We start from the raw sequence: 21,696 nt of genomic DNA on the forward strand, positions 1-21,696 counted from the left end.
GGACGTCTATGCGGTCGCCTGGGTGGAGGAGGCGGGCGGCGTCGGCGTCGGCCATGCGGACCGGGGTGGCCACCGTGCCGGGGCCGTAGCCGCGCAGGAGCGTGTCGCCGATGATGCGGGCGTCGGTGAGGGGCTCGCCCTGGCGCATGGGGCCCGCCAGGACGCGGCCGGTGGTGTTCGCGTGGAGGGCGCCGGACGGGACGGCGGCGGGCGGCAGGTTCACGTGCCGCAGGTCGGACGGGGTGAGGGCCGTCCCGGCGGGAAGGTCGCGGGCGGCGGCGAGGACGCGGACGGACGCCGGGGGCCCGGGGCGGAGCGACAGCAGGGCGAGGCCCGCGGCGGCCGCGGCGAACAACGCCGACAGCGGCCGCCGCAGGCGGGTTAAGCGGGCGTTCACGGCAGTTCCAGCGGGAGCTTGATCCCGTCCAGGACGTTCGGGCAGGGGCAGGTGCGCTCGGCCGGCAGCGCCGTGACCACGTCGGTGACGAGGGTGCGGAGCCGGTCGATGTTCTGGCCGAAGACGCGGAGGACCTCGTCCATCGTGACGCCCTCGCCCTCTTCGATGCCCGCGTCGAGGTCGGTGACGAGGCAGAGGGAGGTGTAGCAGAGCGCCAGTTCGCGGGCGAGGACGGCCTCCGGGTGGCCGGTCATGCCGATCAGCGTCCAGCCCTGGGAGGCGAACCACTGCGACTCCGCGCGGGTCGAGAAGCGGGGGCCCTCGATGACGACGAGCGTGCCGCGGTCGACCGGCTCCCAGCCCGCCGCCCGGGCGGACTCGACCGCGGCGTGGCGGCCCGACGGGCAGTACGGGTCGGAGAACGAGACGTGGACGGCGGCGCCCTCGTCGTAGTACGTCTGCTCGCGGCCGGACGTCCGGTCGGCGAGCTGGTCGGGCACCGCGAGGGTGCCGGGGCCGTAGTCGGGGGTGAGGGAGCCGACGGCGCAGGGGCCGAGCACCTGCCGGACGCCGAGGGAGCGCAGCGCCCACAGGTTGGCCCGGTACGGGATCCGGTGCGGGGGGAACCGGTGGTCGCGGCCGTGTCGCGGCACGAAAGCGACGCGGCGGCCGCCCAGCTCGCCGATCGCGATGGGGTCGCTGGGCGGGCCGTACGGGGTGTCGACCCGCACTTCCTCGATGTCGTCGAGGAACGAGTAGAACCCGGAGCCGCCGATGACCCCGATCTCGGCGGTGGGCTGGGACGCGGATGGCTGAGTGGACATGGCGCCGACACTAGCCATCCGCGCTCGACTCCCGGCAGACCGTCCGCCGATTGTGGATAACTCCGCCGCGAAGGGGCCCGGCCGGAGCCGGACCCCTCCCTTCCCCGTCCCGGCCGGAGCCGGGCGTCGTCAGCCGACGGGCTCGCGCACCTTCGGCTCGGCCGCGGACGACTCCTTGGCGAGCCGTCCCGGCGTCCAGATCCGCCGTCCGATGTCGTAGGACAGGGCGGGCAGCAGCAGGGACCGGACGATCAGCGTGTCGAGCAGCACGCCGAACGCGACCGCGAAGCCCATCTCGACCATGAACACCAGCGGCAGCGTGACCATGGACGCGAACGTGGCCGCGAGGACCAGCCCGGCCGAGGTGATCACACCGCCGGTGACGGTGAGGCCGCGCTGGATGCCGCGCCGCGTGCCGAGCGCCTGCGACTCCTCCCGGACCCGGTGCATCAGGAAGATGTTGTAGTCGACCCCCAGCGCGACCAGGAAGATGAAGGCCAGCAGCGGGAAGCCGGCGTCGGTGCCCTCGAACCCGAAGACGTGCTCGAAGATCACCGCGCAGGCGCCGAGCGAGGCGAGGAACGACAGCACGACCGTGCCCATCATCAGCAGCGGCGCGACGACGGCGCGCAGCAGCGCGATGAGGATCAGGAACACCACGCCCAGCACGATCGGGATGATCACCTTGTTGTCGCGGGCGGAGGCGCGCTTGATGTCCAGGGACGTCGCGGTCATGCCGCCGACCTTCGCGTCCGCGGACGGGACGTCGTGCACCGCGGCCCGCAGCCGGTCGATGGTCGCCCGCGCGGCCGCGCTGTCGGCCGGGTCCTTCAGCGTCGCCTCGTACTTGACCAGGCCGTCCGCGGTGGCGGGCGGGCTGAGCGCGGCGACCCCGGGCGTCCCGCGGACGGTCCGCGCGATCGGGTCGGACGCCGAAGCGGAACCGATGACGACGGCCGGTGAGCCCGAGCCGGCGGCGTAGTGCCGCGCGACGACCGCGGAGCCCTTCACGGAGTCGGGGGTGGTGGTGAACTGCCCGGCGTCCGACAGGCCGTCCGCCTTGAGCGTGCTCAGCCCCAGCGTGAGCACGATCAGACCGAGCATGGTCACGGCCCAGAGCGCGCGCGGGCGCTTCCCGACGAGACCGGCCACACGGCTCCAGACGCCATGCTCGGCCTCGTACGCCTCGGGCTTCAGGTACTTCTCGTCGTAGCGGGGGATCAGCGGCCAGAACAGCCACCGGCCGAAGATGACGAGGAGGGCCGGCAGGAGGGTCGTCATCGCGGCGAGCGCGGTGAGGACGCCCGCGGCGGCCACGGGGCCCATGCCCGCGGTGGAGTTCATGTCGGCGAGCAGCAGGCACAGCAGCCCGACCGCGACGGTGGCGGCGGAGGCGATGACGGCGGGCGCGGCGCGGTGCAGCGCGTACGCCATGGCCTCGTGCCGGTCCTCGTGCCGGTGGAGTTCCTCCCTATAGCGGGCGACGAGCAGCAGTGCGTAGTCGGTGGCGACGCCGAAGACGAGGACGGTCAGGATGCCGCCGCTCTGGCCGTTGACGGTGAGGTCCGCGTACTTGGCGAGCAGATACACGCTCGACTGGGCCAGCCCCAGGGCGAATACGGCGCTGAGCACCGGGACGAACCACAGGATGGGGCTGCGGTAGATGAAGAGCAGCAGGACGATGACGACGAGTCCGGCGGCCATGAGCAGGAAGCCGTCCAGGCTCTGGAAGACCTCGAACTGGTCGGCGCCGCTGCCGGCGGGTCCGGTGACGTGTGCGGTCAACCCGGGGGGCCCGCGCTCGCTGACCTCACGTGCCTGGTCGACGGCGCCGGTGACGTCCTCGTCCGTCAGCGGCACGAGGGTCTGCAAGGCCTTGCCGTCCTTGGACGGGAACGGGCCCTGCGCCTTCTGGGCCCCGGGCAGGTTCTGGAACGCGGCGACGTCCGACGTGGCCTTGGCCTTGTCGGCCGCGGTGATTCCGCCGGTCCGCTCGTAGACGATGACGGCGAGCATCGTCTCGTCCTTGCGGAACCGCTCTTCCAGGTCGACGACCTGGGTGGATTCGGCTCCCGCGGGGAGCCAGGCGGCCGCGTCGTTCTCCTCGACGTCGCCGAGCTTGCCGGCGAGGGGGCCGAGGGCCATCAGCAGGACGATCCACAGGGCCAGGACGGCCCATTTGGTGCGCCGTCCGGCGATCAGTCCGGCCAGGCGGTGTGTTCGCGGCCTGGGGGGAGCCGGGCTAGGTGCGCTCATGTTCCTCTCCTGTGCACCGGGTGTTATCGAGATATGTCGCGTTCGCCCTAGAATCTCTCGCCTACCGAGACATGTCAAGTACTATCGCGAAACCGGCCGAACCCGGGGTCGTCTTCCATCCCCTCAATCGTCGCGAGGCGGACGAGCCCGCGCGTCCCGCGCAGGGAGTGAGCCGCGCTACCTCCTCCGACGCACAAAAAAGCCCGCGACTACCCCGCGAGATGTAGGCGGTGGTGTGCGGGCATGGGAAGGACCGGAGGATCCATCACGGATCCCCCGGTGCGCCGTGCGGGCCTAGACGGTTAGGCGACCTTCTCTGAAGACGAGGAGGAAGACTTGCTCGGCGACGACTTGCTGGACGACGACGAGTCGCCCCCAGACGAAGACGACGAGGAGTCAGAGGACGACGAGGACGACTCCGACTTGGCGGAGTCGCCGCCCGAGGACCCGTCGGACGAGCCGTTGGACGAGCCGTTGGACGAGGCCCCCGCGGTGGCAGGCGACTTGCCGGAGCTACGGCTGTCGGTGCGGTAGAAGCCCGACCCCTTGAAGATGATGCCCGCCGCGGAGAAGACCTTGCGCAGCCTGCCGCTGCATGCCGGGCACTCGGTCAGCGCGTCGTCGCTGAACTTCTGGACGACCTCCAGAGGCTCGCCGCACTCGGTGCAAACGTACTGATACGTCGGCACGGTTCCTCCTCGCTGACTCAGCCCGGCGGAGCCAGGACTGGCACTCACTTTGAACGACTGCTAATGGTACCCATGCGTGGAACAAGATTCGCCCCCGGTATGTTCCGAGCCGCGCCCGAGCCCGCCCGCGCCGGGCGGAAGGTCAGATGCCGGTCTCGCCGAACCAGCCCGCCAGCCGGCCCTTGCGGCTGACCGCGCGCAGCCGCCGCTCGGTGGTCTCGCGCACGGCGTCGGTGGTCACGACCAGGAGCGTGTCGCCCGTTTGCAGGGGCGTGGCGGGTTCGGGGACGAAGCTCGTCCCGTCCCGCACGACGAGGGTGACGGACGCGCCCGGCGGCAGCCGCAGCTCGAAGATCTCCACGCCGCTCATCATCGAGTCGACCGGGATCCGCACCTCCAGCAGGTCGGCGTGCAGTTCCTCCAGCGGCGCCGCCTCGACGTCCAGTTCGCGGGTCTGCTCGTCGCTCTTCAGCCGGCACCAGCGCGACACCAGCGGCAGCGTGGGGCCCTGCAGGAGGGTGAACACGACGACGATGTTGAAGACGATCGCGAAGATCCGGTCGGCGTGCTCGACGTCCGCCACCATCGGGATGGTGGCGAGCACGATCGGCACCGCGCCCCGTAGCCCGGCCCAGGACGCGAACACCTTCTCGCCCCACGTCAGCTTGAACCCGATCGTGGACAGCACGACCGAGACGGGACGGGCGATGAGCAGCAGCACGAACCCGACGACGAGCGCGGGCACGATCTGCCCTGGGAGGTCCCCAGGGTCGGCGAGCAGACCCAGCATCACGAACAGCCCGATCTGGGCGAGCCATCCGACGCCCTCTGCGAAACCCCGTGTCGCGGGACGGTGCGGCAGCCGCGCGTTCCCGAGCACGAGCGCGCTCACGTAGACGGCGAGAAACCCGCTGGAGTGCAGCAGCGAGGCCGCTCCGTAGGAGCCGATGGACAGCGACAGGACGGCGATGGGGTAGAGGCCGGATGCGGGCAACGCGATGCGGCGCAGCGCCAGGGCGCCCAGCCAGCCGATGGCGACGCCGATGATTCCGCCGGCGACCAGTTCGTAGACCATGACGCCGAGCAGCTCGGCGAGGTTGGGGGCGCCGGTGTGCGCGCTGAGCGTGACCACGATGATCACGACGGGGGCGTCGTTGAAGCCGGACTCGGCCTCCAGCAGGCCGGAAAGCCGGGACGGCAGGGGCAGCCGCCGCAGCACCGAGAACACGGCGGCGGCGTCGGTCGGGGCGAGCACCGCGGCGAGCAGGAACGCGGGCCGCCAGTCCATGCCGACGAGCCACATCGTGGCGAGCGCGACGACGGCGATGCTGATCAGGGTGCCGATCGTGGAGACGCTGACAGCGGCCGGCACGGAGGGCCGCACATGCCGCCAGCTGGTGGTGATGCCGCCTTCGGCGAGGATCAGGACGAGGGCGGCCAGGCCGAGCGTCTCGGCCAGTTCGGCGTTGTCGAAGTGGATGTGGAGAGGGCCGGACTCGCCGATGAAGAGGCCGAGTGCCATGTACGCGAGCAGGGTCGGCAGCCCCGCCTGGTGGGAGAACCTGACCGCGACGATGGCGCTGAGAACGAGCACGGCCCCGAGGAGTAGCCAGATGTCGAGGTGCACATCCCACCCTTCGGGGTCGTCAAAGTTGATCGTTTAGGAATCCTACAGATTCACGCGTCGATCGCATACTTAAGTTTGAGGGACGGCGTGTCCAAGATCGTCACCTTCGGCGTTTGACCTGCGGATTTACCCCGTTGACGACGTTCTGCACGTCCCGTCCCAGAACGGCCGCGGTGACGTTGTCGCGCACCATCGAGATGAGGTTCACCTGCGACTGGGCGGACGCTCCGGCCGTGTGCGGCGAGAGCAGGACGTCCTCACGGGCACGCAAGGGGTGCCCGGCCGGAAGGGGTTCCTCGTCGTAGACGTCCAGGGCGGCGCTGGCCAGCCGCCCGGAGTCCAGGGCGGCGAGGACGGCGTCGTCAGGCGCGATGCCTCCACGTGCCACGTTCACCAGCAGCGCTTTGTCCGGCAGCAGGGCGAGGCGTTCCGGACCGATCAGCCCGCGGGTCTCGTCGGTCAGCGGCAAGGCCAGGACGAGGATGTCCGACGTCGAGACGAGGTCGTCCAGCTCGCGATACGTGGCCGCCGCGCCGGGCCGCCTCCGCCTCGTCCAGTACGAGACCGCGCAGCCCAGCGCCGCGAACAACCGCGCCGCCTCGGAGCCGATCGCGCCGAACCCGACGATGCCGACGCGCTGCGTGTGGATCTCGCGCGGGAACCGTCCCGCCATCTCCATCTGCGGCCACTCGCCCGCGCGGACGGCCCGGTCGCCCCAGGCGAGGTTGCGGCAGAGCGCGAACGCCGCGCCGACCGTCCACTCGGCGACCCCGCGCGCGTTGAAGCCCGCCGCGTTCGCCAGCGGCACGTTGCGGGCCGTCAGCGCGGCGACGTCGATGCTGTCGGTGCCGACCGCCGGCATCTGGACGAACGACACGCGCCGCGCGGCGGCCACGGCCTCGGCGTCCAGGGCCAGCCGCCCGGTGAAGTCGCCGATCACGATGTCCGCCCCGGGCAGCTCGGCGAGCAGGCAGCTGCGGTCCCTGGCCTGCGGGAACACCACCTCGGCGGTCTCGCCCAGCGGCGCGAACAGCCCCCGCATGATCTCTTCGCCGATCGGGGGCAGGGAAAGGATCCGCCACGGCGCCGTCATCTCGTACCTCCCGTCGGGCCGGCTCCGACCGCGTCCCCGTCCGCGATCTTGGGTCCTCCCACTGTACGAGCGGGTCAGGTGAGGCGGAGCAGCCCCTGGGACGGCGTCACCGCGGCCCGGACCCGCCGGTCGTGCGGCTCGGCCGGCAGGTTCCGCACCAGCTCGCCGTCGTACAGCAGCGCCACGGTCAGGATCGCCGGGCCGACACGCGCGAGCGCCCGGTCGTAGGAGCCGCCGCCGCGCCCGAGCCGCATGCCCGTCCGGTCGACGGCCACCGCGGGGACCAGGACGACGTCCGCGCTGGCCACGGCGCCGGTACCGCGCGGAGGCTCGGACGGCTCCGGGCAGCCGCCGGCCCCCGGGACGAGCGAGTCGGGCCCCTCGTAGGACGCCCAGTCGAGATCGCCGTCCGGCAGCAGGCGGGGGAGCAGCACGTACGTCCCGCGCTTCCACAGCGCGAACAGCAGGCTGCGCGTGTCCGGCTCGTCGGCGATCGAGGCGTACGCCGCGATGGTCCCGGCCATCTCCACCTCCGGGACCGACAGCAGCGCATCCCGGATCGGCCGCGCCGCCTCCGCGCGGGTCTCGGGCGGCATCGCCGCACGCCGGCCGAGCAGTTCGGCCCGGAGGTCGGTCTTCGAAACGATGTCGTGCACGCTGTTGTCCTCGCGGATGACTAGGGTCAGTACATGGCCGACATTGCACCTGTGCTCAAGGCGGTCGTCCCCGCGGCCGGCCTCGGTACCCGATTCTTGCCCGCCACCAAGGCGACTCCCAAGGAAATGCTGCCCATCGTCGACAAACCGGCGATCCAGTATGTCGTCGAAGAGGCGGTCGACGCGGGTCTCTCCGACGTCCTGATGGTCACCGGACGCAGCAAACGCTCCATCGAGGACCACTTCGACCGGGCGTACGAGCTGGAGGAGGCGCTGCGCGCGAAGGGCGACGACGAGCGGCTCGAGGCCGTGCACGAGTCCAGCGACCTGGCGATCATGCACTACGTCCGGCAGGGCGAGCCGAAGGGCCTCGGGCACGCGGTGCACTGCGCCCGCCAGCACGTCGGCCGCGAGCCGTTCGCGGTGCTGCTCGGCGACGACATGATCGACGCCCGCGACAAGCTGCTCCAGCGCATGATCGAGGTGCGCGGCCAGCACGGCGGCAGCGTCATCGCGCTGATGGAGGTCGAGCCCGACCAGGTGTCGGCGTACGGGTGCGCGGCCATCGAGGCGACGGACGAGGAGGACGTCGTCCGCATCTCCGACCTCGTCGAGAAGCCCGCCGCCGAGGAGGCGCCGAGCAACTGGATCATCATCGGCCGGTACGTGTGCGACCCCGCGGTGTTCGACGTCCTGGAGAAGACCCCGCCGGGACGCGGCGGCGAGATCCAGCTCACCGACGCGCTGCGCACCCTCGCCGACATGCCCGCCGGCCAGGGCGGCGGCGTCTACGGCGTCAAGTTCCGCGGCCGCCGCTACGACACCGGCAACAAGCTGGAGTACCTGCGGACGGTCGTCCAGTTCGCTGCGGAACGTCCCGATCTCGCGGCGGAGTTCGTTCCGTGGCTGCGCGAGTTCGTCCGGCAGCACGACGGCGTGGGTGACGCCGCGGACTCGTGACGACGCGTCACACTGGGGCCGTGGGCATGAGATCGGTCGACCAGCACCTGACGGAGATCCTCGGCAGCGTCACGGCGCTGCCGCCGCTCGACCTGGCGCTGCTGGAGGCGCAGGGCACGGTGCTCGCCGAGCCCGTGTCCGCGCCCGTGCCGCTGCCGCCGTTCGACAACTCCGCGATGGACGGCTACGCCGTCGTCGCGGCCGACATCGCGGCGGCCACGGAGCTGGACCCGGTCAGGCTGCCCGTCGTCGGCGACATCGTCGCGGGCGACTCGGGCGTGGCGGCGATCCGGCCGGGCCTGACCGCCCGGATCATGACGGGCGCGCCGCTGCCGGCCGGCGCCGACGCCGTCATCCCCGTCGAGTGGACCGACGGCGGCAACGCCACCGTCCGGATCACGCGCCCGGCGCCGCCGGGCAACTACATCCGCCGCTCCGGGGAGGACGTCCGCGAAGGCCAGGTCGTCGCCGACGCGGGCATGCGGCTCAACGCCCCGCAGATCGGCATGATCGCGGCCGTGGGACGGTCCCGGGTGAGCGTGCGTCCGAAGCCGCGCATCGTGGTCGTCTCCACGGGCGACGAACTGCGCGAGCCCGGCTCGCCCCTGGCACCCGGCGAGATCTGGGAGTCGAACAGCTTCATGCTCACCGCCGCCGTGGTCGAGGCAGGGGGAGTGGGCTACCGGCAGGCCACGGTGCAGGACGAGCCCGCCAAGGTCCTGGAAATGCTCCAAGACCAGCTCGTACGGGCCGACGCCATTGTCACCACTGGCGGCGTCTCCATGGGCACCAGGGACGTCGTCAAGGAAGTGCTCACCGGCACCGGCACGGTGGGATTCCACAAGGTGGGCATGCGCCCGGGTAAGCCCCAAGGGTTCGGTCTCCTCGAAGGCACGCCCATCTTCACGCTCCCTGGGAACCCGGTTAGCGCGTACGTGTCGTTCCAGGTGTTCGTCCGTCCGGCCCTAATGGCGATGCAGGGGCTTGCTCCCGAACCGCTCCCGATGGTGAGCGCCGTTCTCGCCGAAGACGTCAAGTCGCCTGCGGGGCTCCGCCACTTCCTGCGCGGCAGACTGTCGTTCAACCAGGGCTACACCGTCACGGCGGCCGACGTGCAGGGCTCGCACCAGCTCGGGTCGCTGTCCTCCGCGAACGCGCTCATCGAGCTTCCGGAGGACGTCGAGGCCATGCCGGCCGGTTCCCACGTCAAGGTCATGAGGTTGCCGTCGTGAGTGCCATGGGTTCCGAATTCACTCACCTTGACGACAAGGGGTCGGCCCGCATGGTCGACGTGTCGTCGAAGGACGTCTCGGCCAGGACCGCGACGGCGACCGGGTTCGTCCGGCTGTCGGCGGACTGCGTCGCCCTGCTGCGCGCCGGTGACATCCCCAAGGGCGACGCCCTGTCCGTGGCGCGCATCGCCGGGATCATGGGGGCCAAGCGCGTCCCCGACCTCGTCCCGCTGTGCCACCCGATCGCGCTGCACGGCGTCGACATCGACCTCGGCATCCGGGACGACGGCGTCGCGATCACGGCCGTCACCCGCACCGCCGACCGCACCGGCGTGGAGATGGAGGCGCTCACCTCCGTCAGTGTCGCCGCGCTCGCGCTGGTCGACATGGTGAAGGCCGTCGACCCCGCCGCCGTGATCACCGACGTCCGGGTCGAGGAGAAGACCGGCGGCAAGACCGGGGTGTGGCGCCGATGACCGGGGCGCGCCGATGATCAGGGCGATGGCGGTCACCGTGTCGAACCGGGCCGCGGCCGGCGTCTACGCCGACAAATCGGGGCCCGTGCTGGTCGAGATGCTGGAGGACCTCGGCTGCCAGGTGGACGGCCCGGTCGTCGTCCCGGACGGCGAACCGGTCGCCGAGGTCCTGCGGGACGCCGTCGCGCAGGGCTACGACGTCGTCGTCACGTCCGGCGGGACCGGTCTCACCCCGACCGACGAGACCCCGGAGATGACGCGCCGGGTCCTCGAATGGGAGATCCCGGGCATCGCCGAGGCGATCCGGCTGGAGGGCCGCGACAAGGTCCCCGCCGCGATCCTGTCCCGCGGCCTCGCCGGCGTGGCGGGCGGCACCCTCATCGTCAACCTGCCGGGCTCCACCGGCGGCGTCCGCGACGGCATGACCGTCCTGGGCCGCGTCCTGACCCACGCCGTAGACCAGCTCAAGGGCGGCGACCACCCGCGTCCTTGACGGCCTGGCGGCGCACGATCTCGGTGATCCAGACGGGCGCGAACGGGGACGTGCAGTTCGGGGGAGTCGGGTAGTCCTTGAGCACCTCCAGGCGCTCACCGATCTCGATCGCACGGGCGCGGTGCCCGGCGTGGTCGATCCCGATCTGGGCCAGGCAGTGGTTCATCGCCCACTGCAGGCGGTCAGGCGCGTCCTTCATCTCCGCTTCGATGACGTCGAGCAGCCCCGCGAGGTCGAGGCCCTCGGGCTTCTTCGCCACGCGTTCGGTGGTCAGCGCCCACCCGGCGCTCGCGACGACCGGATCCGGATCGGTGAACCAGGCCAGGCGTAGTTCCTCGGCGTGCGGATTCTTCTTCACCACGTAGTTGACGAGCCAGTCGTGCACCTTGGGCGTGCGCGCCTCGCGCAGCATGACGTCCAGCCGCTCACGCTCGAACGCCTTCGGGCGGCAGATCAGAAGCGCGAGGAGTCTCGCCGCGGTGTCACCGGTCTCCCAGAGTCGGCACGCGAGTTCCTGCTGCGTCTTCAGCCGCTTCGCGACCGCGCGCAGCTTGCCGAGGTTCACGCCGTGGTCGTCGCCGTGCTTCTCGTTCACCGCGCGTGTCTTCGGATCCTCAAGCGCGGCCAGTTCGGCCATCACCTGGGCCACCGCCGTCTCGGCCACCTCAGCCTCCCGCACATCGAGCGCGAGATTCACCCTACGGCCGCGGGGCTCAGATTTCGAAGATCCTGCCGGTCTGGTGGCCTTCGATGGAACGGACGTAGGCCTGTGCGGACTTCCGCACCGGCTCCGGCTCGAAACCGATGAAGGCGTCGCCGTACTCGGCGAGCGACTCGGTGAAGACCGTCGGGCTGACGGCGTTGATGCGCTGCCGATGGGGCAGCTCGATCGCCGCGGCCCGCACGAATGACTCCACGGCACCGTTGGCCAGCGAGGCGACAGTGCCGGTGAAGATCGGGTCCCGAGCGAGCACCCCGGTGATGAGCGTGAACGAGGCCGACTCCGACACCAGCGGCGATCCTTGGCGCACGAGTTCGACCTGGCTGAGCGCCTTCCCGACCATGCCGTCGAGCATGTCCTGGTGGCTGAGCTCGGACAGCTGCCGCCATGGCACGCTGCCCGCCGCGCAGGCCACCGCGTCCACTCTGCCGGCCCGTTCGTACATGGCCTGGATTGATCGAGGATCGGTGATGTCGACCGCGATGTCGGAGTCCTTGCGGGAGGCGCTGAGCACGTCGTGGCCACGCTCCCGCAGGGCCGCGCGCACGCTTTGCCCGAGGGTCCCATTGGCTCCGACGAGAAGGATCTTCACTGGTCCGGCTCCCTGCGCTCTGTTCGCCCTGTCCACCGGCAAGCATGAGCGCGGAACCGCAATGAAGTCCAGCTACCTATACTTCACATGCTTGTAAGCTGTACTTATGTTGGACGTGAAACGGCTGATCCTCCTGCGCGATCTCGCCGAATACGGCACGGTCACCGCGGTCGCCGACATTCACCGGGTCACCCCCTCGGCCGTGTCCCAGCAATTGCGCGCCCTGGAGGACGAAGCCGGCGCCGCACTGCTGCACAGGGAAGGCCGCACCGTGCGCCTCACGGCGGCCGGCACGGCACTCGCCGCGCAGAGCGACCATGTTCTGGCCGCCCTCGAACTCGCCCAAAGCGCCGTACGGGCCCTGGACGAGCAGATCAGCGGCGAACTCCTGATCGGCTGCTTCCCCAGCGGCCTGCAGCCCTTGGCCGCCCCGCTGGCCGCCGCACTCGTCCGCGCCCACCCTCGGCTTCGTCCGCGAATCATCGAAGCCGAGCCGGAACAATCGCTCCGCCTGCTCAGACGCCGCGAACTCGACCTGGCACTCGGCTACCACTACCGGCACCTGGGCACCCCACTACCTCCGGGCTTGAACGCCGACGCGCTTTTCTCCGACCCACTGGTCCTGGCCGTGCCGGAGAACCTGCGCGTTCAAGCCGAGCAAGACGGACTGGCCGCACTCAGCCGGCACCCCTGGATCGGCACACCCGAGCCGAGCGCCTGCCGCGATGTCATGATGCACGCGTGCCACAGTGCCGGTTTCTCACCACTGATCGAACACAGCTATCACGACCTTCGCTCGGCCCTCGCCTTGGTCGCCGCCGGACTCGGAGCAACGATCCTGCCCGCAATGCTCTGTGAGAATCCGCCTACCGGAACGGCGATCCTGCCATTGCCAGGACGGGAACGAACCGTGGAAGCCGTCACCAGGGCGGGAACCGGCGATCACCCTGCCATCGCCGCGGCCCTGGCCGTCCTCCGTAGCACCAATGACGGCGGAAGAACGGTCTAGGCGCGGTCGCTGAACGCGAGCTTGCCACCGAGCGCGAGCAGAACCACCCCCACGACACTGTCGAGAATCCGCTCGAACGCGCGGCGCCCGACGAGCCGGGCGGTGCGGTGAGCGGCCACCGCGAAGACGCACTGCCCGCTCAGGTTCGCCGCGGCCGCGATCAGCGCCAAACCGATCACGAGCGGAGCCGCGGCCAATCCGTGCGCGGAGACGAACTGCGGGATCACGGCCGTGAAGAAGGCCCCTGCCTTGGGATTGAGCAGGTTCGTCGTCAGCCCTTGCCTGAACAGCTTCCCCGCCGAAACCGCGGGACGCTGCCCGTCCGCCGGCAACGTCTCGGCATTTGTGCGGTGCCGCCATGCCTGCCACAGCATGCGAACCCCGAGGTAGCCGAGATAAGCGGCACCTGCGAGCTTCAGCACGCTGAAAGCCAGCGCGGACGCCGCCAGAATCATCGCGATGCCGAGGCTCGCAGCCAGGCCCCAGATCAGCAGTCCCACGGCACTGCCCACCCCGGTGCGTACACCGGCGGACCAGCCATGACGCATGGCATTCCGCAGGACCAGGGCCGTATCGGGCCCCGGCGTGATCGTGATAAGTGCGACGACGCCCAGGTAGGCCAGGATTGTTCCACCAGTCATTGATCGACCCTAGTACGGCGCCAACGCGGTCACCGAGCAGGCGACGCGGGCTTCGCGTGCTGGGCTGCCGATGCCGAGGCGGCGTCCTTGAGGGCGGCCAGGTAGCCGGCGATGGCGGGGCGGGCCTCGGTGCCGCGGCGGATGGCCGCGTAGATGTGGCGGCGGGCATCGTGCCCGCTGGTCGGGAGCGTGATCACCCCGTCCGGGATGGGCAGCCGCGCGGCGCGGGGCACGAGGGCCGTGCCCATCCCCGCCTCGACCAGCGCCAGGATGGCGGTCCAGTCGCTGGCCCGGTGGCGGATGTCCGGGCGGAAGCCCGCCGACACGCACGCGAGGTGGAGCAACCGGTCGCAGGCGTCGTCCTCCAGGGTGCTGATCCATTCCTGGTCTCGGAGCAGTGCCAGGTCGGCCACGCCCGAGGGTGCGGCCGGGTGGTGGGCGGGCAGCGCCAGGATCAGGTCGTCGGTGCCGAGCGCGACCGTGGTGAACCGCCGGTCGTCGGCCGAGAGCGCCCCGTCGGGCCGCACCGCGACCACGACGTCGAGGTCGCCGCCCGCGAGCCGGTCCAGGCACGCGGGGACGGTCACCTCGCGGATGTCGATGCGCAGCCGGGGAGTGCGCTCCCGCAGGGCGAGCGCCGCCGGGATCAGCAGCGAGGAGATGGTCGAGGGGAAGGAGCCCACGGTGATGTGCCCGAGTTCTCCGCCGGCGGCGGCCTGGACCTCGCCCCGCGCGCGTTCGAGGTGCGCGAGCAGCCCGTAGGCGTGTTCGACGAGCACGGTTCCGGCGTCGGTGAGCCGCAGCTTGCGTCCGTCCACCTCGGTCAGGGGCGCGCCCGCCTCGCGGGTCAGCGTCGCCAGCTGCTGGGAGGCGGCGGAGGGTGAGATGTGCAGCGTCTCCGCCGCGGCGTGGAGGGTTCCCTGCTCGTGCAGGGCGAGCAGAAGCCGCAGCCGGGTCGGGTCGATCACGCACATAATCTTACTATTACCGTCCACAATGTCCTGCTTGTCTTCATGGTTCGTCACGGGAAACATGAGACGGGTCATCACCCCACCACTCATCGAAAGGCGGTGATCCCTTCTCATGAAGGTGCTCGCTCTGAGTTCCAGCCCCCGTAAGGACGGCAACTCGCGCCTTCTCGCGCAGAGCGTGCTGGACGGTGCCCTCAACCGCGGACACGACACCGACCTGGTCGACCTGTGCGACGTCGTCACCGCGCCGTTGCGGGACTGCCGCACCTGCCGCGGCCCGGACGGGACGTGCTCGATCGCGGACGGCCACCACGCCCTGCTGCGGGACAAGGTGCTGGCCGCGGACGCGCTCGTCCTCGCGACGCCGCTCTACTGGTACGGCATCTCCGGTCAGCTGAAGATCTTCATCGACCGGATCTTCTGCCACACCAGAGCCGACCTGCCGGACTCCGCCGAGGTCAAGAGGCGGCTCATGAACAAGCGCGCCGCGGTCGTCGTCAGCTCCGAGGAGAGCTACCCCGGTGTCCTCGTCGGCGTCACCGCGCAGATGCAGGAGCTCGCGCGCTATCTCGACCACGATCTCGTCGGAGTCGTGCACGGCATCGCCAACTCCCGTGGCGAGGTCAGGCGGGACCCGGCCGGCCCCGTGGAACGCGCGTTCGACCTGGGGGCCCGCCTGTTCGACGCCCCCGTCACCGACTACCGCATGGACACGGTTCGACCCGGCGCCGTCTGGCCCGCCCCGAGCCGCGAGCCCGCCCCGTCCGGCTGAATCTGGTCCGTACGGGGGATCGCGCTGCCTCGCGCGGGTGAGGCCGCTCAAGGCTTGAACCGTGATCGTTGGATCAGCGGCCGATACGCGGAACCGCGGAGACCAAGGGAGGAAGAACGGCAATGCCGAGCATCAGGACGAAGTCGGTCCTCGTCGCCAGCGCCGCGATCGTGGCGGTTGGAGGCGCCACCACCGCTTACGCCGCCGACCCGGGGGACGGGCCGGCGGCTGAATCGGCACGGCCGGGTGTCCGGGGGGCGGCCGATTTTCGGATGCCGTTCACGCCCGACAAGGACGTCCGCCATTTCGAGTTCGACGCACGCGCCGCTCCCTACACGCGGCCCTTTCCGGGGATGCCGCATGGACTGCCGTCCGACGCCGCGGGAACCGTGAAGGTCTCCCATTACCTTGCGCAGCGGAACACCACCGTCCACTTCGAGGCCGCGGTGGACTGCATGATCACCAGCCCGGGGTATGCGGCGCTCACCGCGAAGGTGGTCCGCGCGGACGATCTGGTGCAGGACTGGGTCGGCAGGCGCTTGGGTTTCAGCGTCCAGGACGCAGGGAGGGACACCCCGGGGCACATCCGGGACCGGGTCGGCTTCTCCTGGCTGTTCGGCAATGTCGAAGAGGACCAGGACGGCAACGCGGTCGAAGGCAAGGTCGGCACCTGCCAGGCACCGGCACCCTTCGCCCTCGTCACCAAGGGCGGCTACACGGTCGAGCACGCGGACCTCACCCCCGCCCCGCAACGCTGACCAACACCAGGGGCCGCGGGGGAGTATCACTACCTGCTCAGTACGATCAGAGTAGTGATCTGCCGGGCCGTCCCTGGGAGCGCGCATGGCCGAACGGCTGACCGCGACGGTGATCGGCGGCGGGATCGCGGGGCTGGCGTCCGCGGCGGCCCTGGTGCAGGCGGGGTGGCGGGTCACCGTCCTGGAGCGGGCTCCCGATTTCACCGAGGTCGGCGCGGGTGTCGCGATCACCCGCAACGGCATGGCCGCCCTGGCGGCCCTCGGCGTGGACGACCGGGTCCGGGCGGCCGGTCACATGACCCGCACGGCCGGTTCGCAGGACCGGCATGGCCGCTGGATCCTGCGCGTCCCCGAGGTGCCCGTCAACGAGGACCCGACGAGCCGGCTGTGCGCCGTCCACCGGCAGCGGCTGCACGCCGTCCTGCTCCGGGCCGCCGAGGCCGCCGACCTGGTGAACGGCGCCAGGGTCACCGCCGTCGAGCCGGGCGCCCCGGCCGGCGCGGCCGCCAGGGTGACCTGGACGTCGCCGGAGGGCGCACGGACCATCGAGTCCGACCTGGTGGTGGCCGCCGACGGTGTCCACAGCACAGCCAGGACGTGCCTGTTCCCCGGCCTCCGGTCCGAGTACGGCGGGGCCACGAGCTGGCGCGCGGTGATCAAGGACACCGAGATCATCGACGACCGCTACATCGCGATGTGGGGACCCGGCATCGAGTTCGGCGCCCTGCGGATCAGCGCCACCGACGTCTACTGGTACGGCTACTTCGTCGCACCCGCGAACACGGTCTTCGACGACGAACTGGCCGCTGCCCGGGAGATGTTCGCGGGCTGGCCCACGACGGTCGCCTCCACCCTCGCGGCGACCGAACCCGGCGACCTGATGCGGCACGACGTCTACCACCTGCCGAAGGGGCTGCCTGCCTACACGTCCGGACGGGTCGTCATGGTCGGCGACGCGGCCCACGCCATCCTCCCGACCGTGGGCCAGGGGGTCGCCTCCTCCCTGGAGGACGCGGCCTGCGTCGGACGGCTGATCGCCCAGCCGGTCGCCCACGGGGCCCCGCTGGCCCCCGCGATGGCAGCCTACGATCTGGCCCGCCGCCCCCGGTGCCGGAAGATCGCCCGCCAGGCGGTCATGATGGCGCGCATCGCCTCGCACCTGGGCGGCGGCTGGCGCCAGCCCGCACGCAACGCCCTCCTGAGGCTCGTCCCCGCCGGCCGCCTCGCCAACAGCGGCTTCGCCGCGCAACTGGTCGGCTGGACCCCTCCGCCCGCCCCATGACGACCGCGAAGATGGCGCCCTACGGGCCCGACCCCGGGCGCGGTCGCCGTGGCGCACCACATCCCCCTGCACAAACTGTTCCACTTGGACGGGCGTACCGCGCCAGTTCCGCCAGGAGTGCGCGACTGTGCACGCGGGCTAAAGAGAAAGTGCGCTCACACGTAATGACATGCCGGGCGAAAGCCTGGACGCTCGTGGATGACCACCTTTCGCGTCGCCCGTGATCCGGACGCGGGACGACCTGCCCGCCCGCGCCATCGCGATGCCCCGGAGGCCGGCATGCACAGCACGGAGCAGCCCGACCATCGAGAGCACGGCGATGTGAAGCACCCCGCAGGACGCCGCTTCATACGGATCCTGCGCATGCTCGTCGGCGGGTTGGTCGTCCTCGCCGCCTTCCTGCTCGTCCCGGGAGCGGTGTTCGTCACCAACGCACGGAGTTTCGGCGCCGACCGTTACGCGCGGCCCGCGTCCACGGACTCCGCGGACGCGGCCGTCGCCGCCGCGGTCCCGCCCGCGCACGATCCGGACAAGCCCACTGTGGCGATCGTGGTCGGCAACAGCGGTGCCAACGTGGCCGACACACTCGTCCCCTACGACATCCTCGCCGGTACGGGAAAGTTCAATGTCTACACCGTCGCGTCCGAACGTCGTCCGGTACCGCTGCTCGGCGGGCTGGACCTGGTCCCGGACCTGGACTTCGCCCAGCTGAGCCGGCGTCTGAACGGGAAAGCACCGGACGTCACCGTCGTGCCGGACATGCCTGACGCCGACGAGGACAGCGACCGCCGCGTGACCGCGTGGCTGCGGGACACGGCGAGCGGCGGACTGGTGCTGAGCGTGTGCACCGGCGCGCGGCTGGTCGCCGAGGCCGGTCTCCTCGACGGGCGCGACGCCACCACGCACTGGTACCGGTTCGCCGACCTCCGGGACGCCCATCCCGCGGTGCGCTGGCGGCGCGGAGTCCGCTACATCGACGACGGAAACGTGATCTCCACGGGCGGGCTGCTGTCCTCGGTGGACGGGACGCTCCGTGTGATCGAGCGGCTGGCGGGCCCGGACACCGCCGCCGCGGCCGCCCGGACCGCCGGCTGGCGCCACTACTCGCCCGGCGCGCCCGCGCGGCTGCCCCGATCGCGGTTAACGCCGTCCGACGCGATCGTGCACATGCTCAACCTCGGTTACCGCTCGGGCACCACAACGGTGGGGGTCGTCCTCACCAACGGCGTCGGTGAACTGGAACTGGCCTCGGTGTTCGACCCGTACGCCGAGGTCAAGGCCGCCCGGACGATCGCGATCGCGTCCACGGCCACGGTGCGGTCGCAGCACGGGTTGACCTTCATCCCACGGGCACGCCTGGCCGACGCCGGGGACGACGTCGACCGCCTGCTGGTCCCGGGTACCGCCGCCGCTGCCGGCCCTGACCCAGAGATCGCCGCCACCGCCCGCCGCGCCGGTGTCCCGCTGGAGTACCCGCACCGGCGGCAGGGCTTCGCGTTCGACCCGGTGCTGCGCTCGATGGCCCGCACCTTCGACACGCCCACGGCACGGTGGACCGGCAAGATCCTTGAGTACCCCACGGCGGAGCTCAGGCCGTCCGGCCCGCGATGGCCGTGGACGCCCACCCTGCGCGTAATCCTGTTCGGCATGGCCGGCATGGCCGGCGTGGCCGGCGTGGCCGTCGTCCTTGTCGCCAGACGGCGAATCATCAACAGGAGGCAGCCGTGAACGTCGCGATCATAGGAGCGGGGATCGGCGGGTTGTCCACAGCGCTGCGCCTGCACGCCGAGGGCATCCGCTGCGTGGTCTACGAGCGTGGTGAGCAGATCCGCGAGCTCGGTGTGGGGATCAACGTGCTGCCGTTCGCGACCGGGGAACTCGCCGAGTTAGGGCTCCTGGACCGGCTGGACGAGACCGGGGTGCGCACCGGCGACCTGGTCTACACCCACCGGCTGGGCCAGGAGATCATGCGCCGTCCCTGCGGCCTCGCCGCCGGATTCGCCTACCCGCAGATCAGCGTGCACCGCGGCCGGCTGCAGGGGCTGCTCCACCGCGCGGTGCTGGAGCGGCTCGGCGCGGACGCCGTCCGCACCGGTCACCGCCTGGTCGGCTTCGAGCAGGACGCCGAGGCGGTGACCGCCCGTTTCGCCGACGGCTCGCGCGCCCGCGCGGACGTCCTGGTGGGCGCCGACGGCATCCACTCGGCGGTCCGGTCGACCCTCTTCCCGGACGAGGGCCCGCCGCGCTGGGGCGGCATGATGCTGTGGCGCGGTGCCACCGAATGGCCCGAGTTCGACGCCGGCCGGACCATGGTGATCATCGGTGGCAACACCGCCAAACTGGTCGTCTACCCGATCGCGGCGGGCACGACGCCCGGCACCAAACTGACCAACTGGTCCTTCGGCGTCGTGACCGGCCGCCCCGGCGACCCGCCGCCCAGCGAGCAGGACTGGGCGCGTCCGGCCGACCCGGCGGACCTGGCCGCGCACATCGGGCTCTTCACGTCCCGCCACTTCGACCATGCCGCCATGATCGGGGCGACCCGGGACCGCTTCGAGTTCCCGATGTGCGACCGCGACCCCCTCCCGTACTGGACGCGGGACCGCGTCACCCTCCTGGGCGACGCCGCCCACCCCATGTACCCGATGGGCTCCAACGGCGCTGGCCAGGCCATCCTGGACGCGGTGAACCTCAGCACCCACCTGGCCGCTCATGCCGACCCCGCCGAAGCCCTGCGCGCCTACCAGGACGACCGCCTCCCCGCCACGGCCCAGGTCGTCCTCCGCAACCGCCTGGGCGGCCCTGAACAGGTCATCGAGGAGGTCGAACGCCGAGCCCCGGAGGGCTTCGACCGGATCGAGGACGTGATCGATCCCGCCGAGTTGGAGGCGATGGTGACCGGCTACACGCAGCTCTCCACCGGCAACCACCCAAAAACCTGAGCCGGACGCGACGTCTCAGGTGGGCGGGGCCGGGGCGCCGGTGCGCTGGACGGCCAGGGCGATCGCGCCCAGCAGTTCGGCTCTGCTTCCCAGTGCCGCGGTCGTCACGGTCAGCGCCTGCGCCACCCCCGGCTGGGCGTAACGCGTGATCGCTTCGCTGATGCCGTCGGTGAGCGCCCCCCCGGGCAGGCTGAGCTCACCGCCGACGATGACCACCTCGGGGTTGAGCACGTTGCACATGTCCGCCAGCGACCGGCCGATGGTGCGTCCGACATCGCCGACGACGCGGACGGCTCCCGAGTCTCCCGCCTCGAGCAGCCGGACCACATCGGCGGGCGTGAGCGGGTCGGCGTGCATCGGCTGCAACGCGGCGATGATGTGCGGCGTCGAGACCAGCGTCTCCAGGCATCCGCGGCTGCCGCACCGGCAGACCCGTCCGTTCGCCTCGATCTGCACGTGACCCAGCTCGCCCGCGTAGCCGGTGGTGCCCCGGTACAGCCGCCCATCGAAGATCAGCCCTGCGCCCACCCCGGTCGAGACCTTGACGAACACCAGGTCGCGTAGGCCGGCGCCCGCCCCGTAGGTCATCTCGCCGAGGACGCCGAGGTTGACGGCGTTCTCCAGGAACACCGGCCGGTGGACCCGGCCTTCGAGGCCGCCCGTCGGATCCAGGTCGACCCACCCGGGCAGGACGTTGTTCACCATCACGCGTCCCGTGCGGCGGTCGAGCGGGGCGGGCAGGCCGACGACGACGCAGCTCACGTCCTCTTCCGTGTGGCCGCTTTCGTCCAATACCGCGCGGAAATTGTCGGCGGCGGAGTCGAGCGCCGCGGCTACGGAGTTGTCCACCACCAGGTGCACGTGCCGCTCGGCGATGACATCGCCGGACAGCGTCGCCGCGGCGACGCGGAGGTCACCGTGGCTGAAGGCGATGCCGGCGACGAGGCCCGCCGACTCGGTCAGCACCAGCCGGGCCGGCGGCCGGCCCGGCCCCGCGCCCGGGCGCGTCTCGCCGGCCGCGGGCAGCTCACGCAGGGTGCCGTCGTCGATGAGCCGGGCGACGAGCGCGGCGACCGTCGCCCGCGACAGCTCGGTCGTCCGCTCCAGATCGGCCCGCGTGACAGCGCCGTGCGCCCGCACCGCCGCGATCACTCGGTCGAGGTTGTACGTGCGGTGCGACCTGGGCCCGGACCGCGGGCCGGCTGGGCTCATGGCGTCATCTCCACGGGTGCGTCGCCGTTAAATCTGTCGCGTTCTCAGCATAATAGAGCCAAATTAGACCGTTGACATAGCAAGAATCACGCT

At 71.2% G+C, this 21,696-nt stretch carries 22 protein-coding genes; 10 read left to right on the top strand and 12 right to left on the bottom strand.

Features of this window, described 5'->3' with window-relative positions:
* The 7 genes from E1293_RS20985 to E1293_RS21015 form a co-directional block, all read right to left on the bottom strand.
* The coding region (locus E1293_RS20985) for an SAF domain-containing protein (RefSeq protein ID WP_243716356.1) at window positions 1-397 on the bottom strand (397 nt) is incomplete at its 3' end.
* Complete coding sequence (locus E1293_RS20990) at window positions 394-1,221, bottom strand: S-methyl-5'-thioadenosine phosphorylase (protein WP_207938992.1); 828 nt, start codon at window positions 1,219-1,221, stop codon at window positions 394-396. The genes E1293_RS20990 and E1293_RS20985, both read right to left, overlap by 4 nt.
* 129 nt (window positions 1,222-1,350) lie before the next feature.
* Window positions 1,351-3,477, bottom strand: coding sequence for an MMPL family transporter (locus E1293_RS20995; RefSeq protein ID WP_132199146.1), 2,127 nt, complete (start codon window positions 3,475-3,477; stop codon window positions 1,351-1,353).
* Window positions 3,478-3,779: 302 nt separating this feature from the next.
* Window positions 3,780-4,166, bottom strand: coding sequence for an FmdB family zinc ribbon protein (locus E1293_RS21000; RefSeq protein WP_132199147.1), 387 nt, complete (start codon window positions 4,164-4,166; stop codon window positions 3,780-3,782).
* Window positions 4,167-4,308: 142 nt separating this feature from the next.
* Window positions 4,309-5,793, bottom strand: coding sequence for a potassium/proton antiporter (locus E1293_RS21005; RefSeq protein ID WP_132199148.1), 1,485 nt, complete (start codon window positions 5,791-5,793; stop codon window positions 4,309-4,311).
* A 100-nt stretch (window positions 5,794-5,893) separates the two neighbouring features.
* On the bottom strand, window positions 5,894-6,886 hold the full coding sequence (locus E1293_RS21010) for an NAD(P)-dependent oxidoreductase (protein WP_132199149.1): 993 nt from the start codon (window positions 6,884-6,886) through the stop codon (window positions 5,894-5,896).
* Between the two features lie 74 nt (window positions 6,887-6,960).
* Window positions 6,961-7,542, bottom strand: coding sequence for a 5-formyltetrahydrofolate cyclo-ligase (locus tag E1293_RS21015; protein ID WP_132199150.1), 582 nt, complete (start codon window positions 7,540-7,542; stop codon window positions 6,961-6,963).
* Between the two features lie 33 nt (window positions 7,543-7,575).
* Here E1293_RS21015 and galU point away from each other — a divergent pair, with 33 nt between their 5' ends.
* Genes galU through E1293_RS21035 form a run of 4 tightly spaced genes read left to right on the top strand, consistent with a single transcriptional unit; the run spans window position 7,576 to window position 10,703 of the window.
* Window positions 7,576-8,502, top strand: a complete 927-nt coding sequence (galU, locus tag E1293_RS21020; protein WP_132199151.1) for a UTP--glucose-1-phosphate uridylyltransferase GalU — start codon at window positions 7,576-7,578, stop codon at window positions 8,500-8,502.
* 26 nt (window positions 8,503-8,528) lie between these two features.
* Window positions 8,529-9,734, top strand: coding sequence for a molybdotransferase-like divisome protein Glp (gene glp / locus E1293_RS21025; RefSeq protein ID WP_132199168.1), 1,206 nt, complete (start codon window positions 8,529-8,531; stop codon window positions 9,732-9,734).
* Window positions 9,735-9,739: 5 nt separating this feature from the next.
* Entirely contained in the window at window positions 9,740-10,210 is a 471-nt protein-coding gene (gene moaC / locus E1293_RS21030) for a cyclic pyranopterin monophosphate synthase MoaC (RefSeq protein ID WP_132199152.1), read from the top strand.
* A 25-nt stretch (window positions 10,211-10,235) separates the two neighbouring features.
* Entirely contained in the window at window positions 10,236-10,703 is a 468-nt protein-coding gene (locus E1293_RS21035; RefSeq protein ID WP_243716357.1) for a MogA/MoaB family molybdenum cofactor biosynthesis protein, read from the top strand.
* On the opposite strand, the gene E1293_RS21040 is transcribed toward E1293_RS21035, so the two are convergent.
* Together E1293_RS21040 and E1293_RS21045 are read right to left on the bottom strand one after the other, a co-directional pair.
* A complete protein-coding gene (locus tag E1293_RS21040) occupies window positions 10,675-11,367 on the bottom strand; it encodes a DNA alkylation repair protein (protein ID WP_243716358.1) in 693 nt (230 codons plus the stop codon). The genes E1293_RS21035 and E1293_RS21040 overlap by 29 nt on opposite strands.
* A 49-nt stretch (window positions 11,368-11,416) precedes the next feature.
* The gene (locus E1293_RS21045) at window positions 11,417-12,052 is read right to left on the bottom strand and encodes a short chain dehydrogenase (protein WP_243716360.1); all 636 of its coding nucleotides are present in this window, start codon (window positions 12,050-12,052) and stop codon (window positions 11,417-11,419) included.
* Between the two features lie 70 nt (window positions 12,053-12,122).
* Between E1293_RS21045 and E1293_RS21050 the strand changes: the two genes are divergently transcribed.
* Window positions 12,123-13,025 carry a LysR family transcriptional regulator gene (locus E1293_RS21050; protein ID WP_132199154.1) on the top strand — a complete coding sequence of 301 codons (903 nt, stop codon included), beginning with the start codon at window positions 12,123-12,125 and terminating at the stop codon, window positions 13,023-13,025.
* Here the strand turns inward: E1293_RS21050 and E1293_RS21055 are convergent.
* Together E1293_RS21055 and E1293_RS21060 are read right to left on the bottom strand one after the other, a co-directional pair.
* Window positions 13,022-13,666: a LysE family translocator gene (locus E1293_RS21055; protein ID WP_132199155.1), complete on the bottom strand. Its 645-nt coding sequence runs from the start codon at window positions 13,664-13,666 to the stop codon at window positions 13,022-13,024. The genes E1293_RS21050 and E1293_RS21055 overlap by 4 nt on opposite strands.
* 29 nt (window positions 13,667-13,695) lie before the next feature.
* Window positions 13,696-14,634 carry a LysR family transcriptional regulator gene (locus E1293_RS21060; protein ID WP_165978329.1) on the bottom strand — a complete coding sequence of 313 codons (939 nt, stop codon included), beginning with the start codon at window positions 14,632-14,634 and terminating at the stop codon, window positions 13,696-13,698.
* A gap of 115 nt (window positions 14,635-14,749) precedes the next feature.
* Between E1293_RS21060 and E1293_RS21065 the strand changes: the two genes are divergently transcribed.
* The 5 genes from E1293_RS21065 (at window position 14,750) to E1293_RS21085 (ending at window position 20,391) form a co-directional block, all read left to right on the top strand.
* Window positions 14,750-15,409 carry a flavodoxin family protein gene (locus E1293_RS21065; protein ID WP_132199157.1) on the top strand — a complete coding sequence of 220 codons (660 nt, stop codon included), beginning with the start codon at window positions 14,750-14,752 and terminating at the stop codon, window positions 15,407-15,409.
* Window positions 15,410-15,531: 122 nt separating this feature from the next.
* Window positions 15,532-16,167, top strand: a complete 636-nt coding sequence (locus E1293_RS21070) for a hypothetical protein (protein WP_132199158.1) — start codon at window positions 15,532-15,534, stop codon at window positions 16,165-16,167.
* Between the two features lie 85 nt (window positions 16,168-16,252).
* Entirely contained in the window at window positions 16,253-17,449 is a 1,197-nt protein-coding gene (locus tag E1293_RS21075; RefSeq protein ID WP_132199159.1) for an FAD-dependent oxidoreductase, read from the top strand.
* Between the two features lie 279 nt (window positions 17,450-17,728).
* Window positions 17,729-19,177 (top strand): DJ-1/PfpI family protein, encoded by a 1,449-nt coding sequence (locus E1293_RS21080; protein WP_165978330.1) that lies wholly within the window; start codon window positions 17,729-17,731, stop codon window positions 19,175-19,177.
* Window positions 19,174-20,391 (top strand): flavin-dependent oxidoreductase, encoded by a 1,218-nt coding sequence (locus tag E1293_RS21085; protein WP_132199161.1) that lies wholly within the window; start codon window positions 19,174-19,176, stop codon window positions 20,389-20,391. The genes E1293_RS21080 and E1293_RS21085 overlap by 4 nt, the downstream gene beginning before the upstream one ends.
* A 15-nt stretch (window positions 20,392-20,406) precedes the next feature.
* Here E1293_RS21085 and E1293_RS21090 read toward each other — a convergent pair whose 3' ends face one another.
* Complete coding sequence (locus E1293_RS21090; protein ID WP_132199162.1) at window positions 20,407-21,603, bottom strand: ROK family transcriptional regulator; 1,197 nt, start codon at window positions 21,601-21,603, stop codon at window positions 20,407-20,409.
* Between the last annotated feature and the right edge of the window lie 93 nt (window positions 21,604-21,696).

Origin of the sequence: Actinomadura darangshiensis (genome assembly GCF_004349235.1) — a bacterium.
Taxonomy (GTDB): domain Bacteria; phylum Actinomycetota; class Actinomycetes; order Streptosporangiales; family Streptosporangiaceae; genus Spirillospora; species Spirillospora darangshiensis.

Excerpts from the sequence above, each read along its gene's own strand:
- E1293_RS21080 (WP_165978330.1), top strand. The coding sequence starts at position 17,729 with ATGCACAGCACGGAGCAGCCCGACCATCGAGAGCACGGCGATGTGAAG.
- E1293_RS21050 (WP_132199154.1), top strand. The coding sequence starts at position 12,123 with ATGTTGGACGTGAAACGGCTGATCCTCCTGCGCGATCTCGCCGAATAC.
- E1293_RS21090 (WP_132199162.1), bottom strand. The coding sequence starts at position 21,603 with ATGAGCCCAGCCGGCCCGCGGTCCGGGCCCAGGTCGCACCGCACGTAC.
- E1293_RS21035 (WP_243716357.1), top strand. The coding sequence starts at position 10,236 with ATGGCGGTCACCGTGTCGAACCGGGCCGCGGCCGGCGTCTACGCCGAC.
- E1293_RS20990 (WP_207938992.1), bottom strand. The coding sequence starts at position 1,221 with ATGTCCACTCAGCCATCCGCGTCCCAGCCCACCGCCGAGATCGGGGTC.
- E1293_RS21075 (WP_132199159.1), top strand. The coding sequence starts at position 16,253 with ATGGCCGAACGGCTGACCGCGACGGTGATCGGCGGCGGGATCGCGGGG.
- E1293_RS20995 (WP_132199146.1), bottom strand. The coding sequence starts at position 3,477 with ATGAGCGCACCTAGCCCGGCTCCCCCCAGGCCGCGAACACACCGCCTG.
- moaC (WP_132199152.1), top strand. The coding sequence starts at position 9,740 with ATGGGTTCCGAATTCACTCACCTTGACGACAAGGGGTCGGCCCGCATG.
- E1293_RS21055 (WP_132199155.1), bottom strand. The coding sequence starts at position 13,666 with ATGACTGGTGGAACAATCCTGGCCTACCTGGGCGTCGTCGCACTTATC.
- E1293_RS21065 (WP_132199157.1), top strand. The coding sequence starts at position 14,750 with ATGAAGGTGCTCGCTCTGAGTTCCAGCCCCCGTAAGGACGGCAACTCG.
- glp (WP_132199168.1), top strand. The coding sequence starts at position 8,529 with ATGAGATCGGTCGACCAGCACCTGACGGAGATCCTCGGCAGCGTCACG.
- galU (WP_132199151.1), top strand. The coding sequence starts at position 7,576 with ATGGCCGACATTGCACCTGTGCTCAAGGCGGTCGTCCCCGCGGCCGGC.
- E1293_RS21010 (WP_132199149.1), bottom strand. The coding sequence starts at position 6,886 with ATGACGGCGCCGTGGCGGATCCTTTCCCTGCCCCCGATCGGCGAAGAG.
- E1293_RS21070 (WP_132199158.1), top strand. The coding sequence starts at position 15,532 with ATGCCGAGCATCAGGACGAAGTCGGTCCTCGTCGCCAGCGCCGCGATC.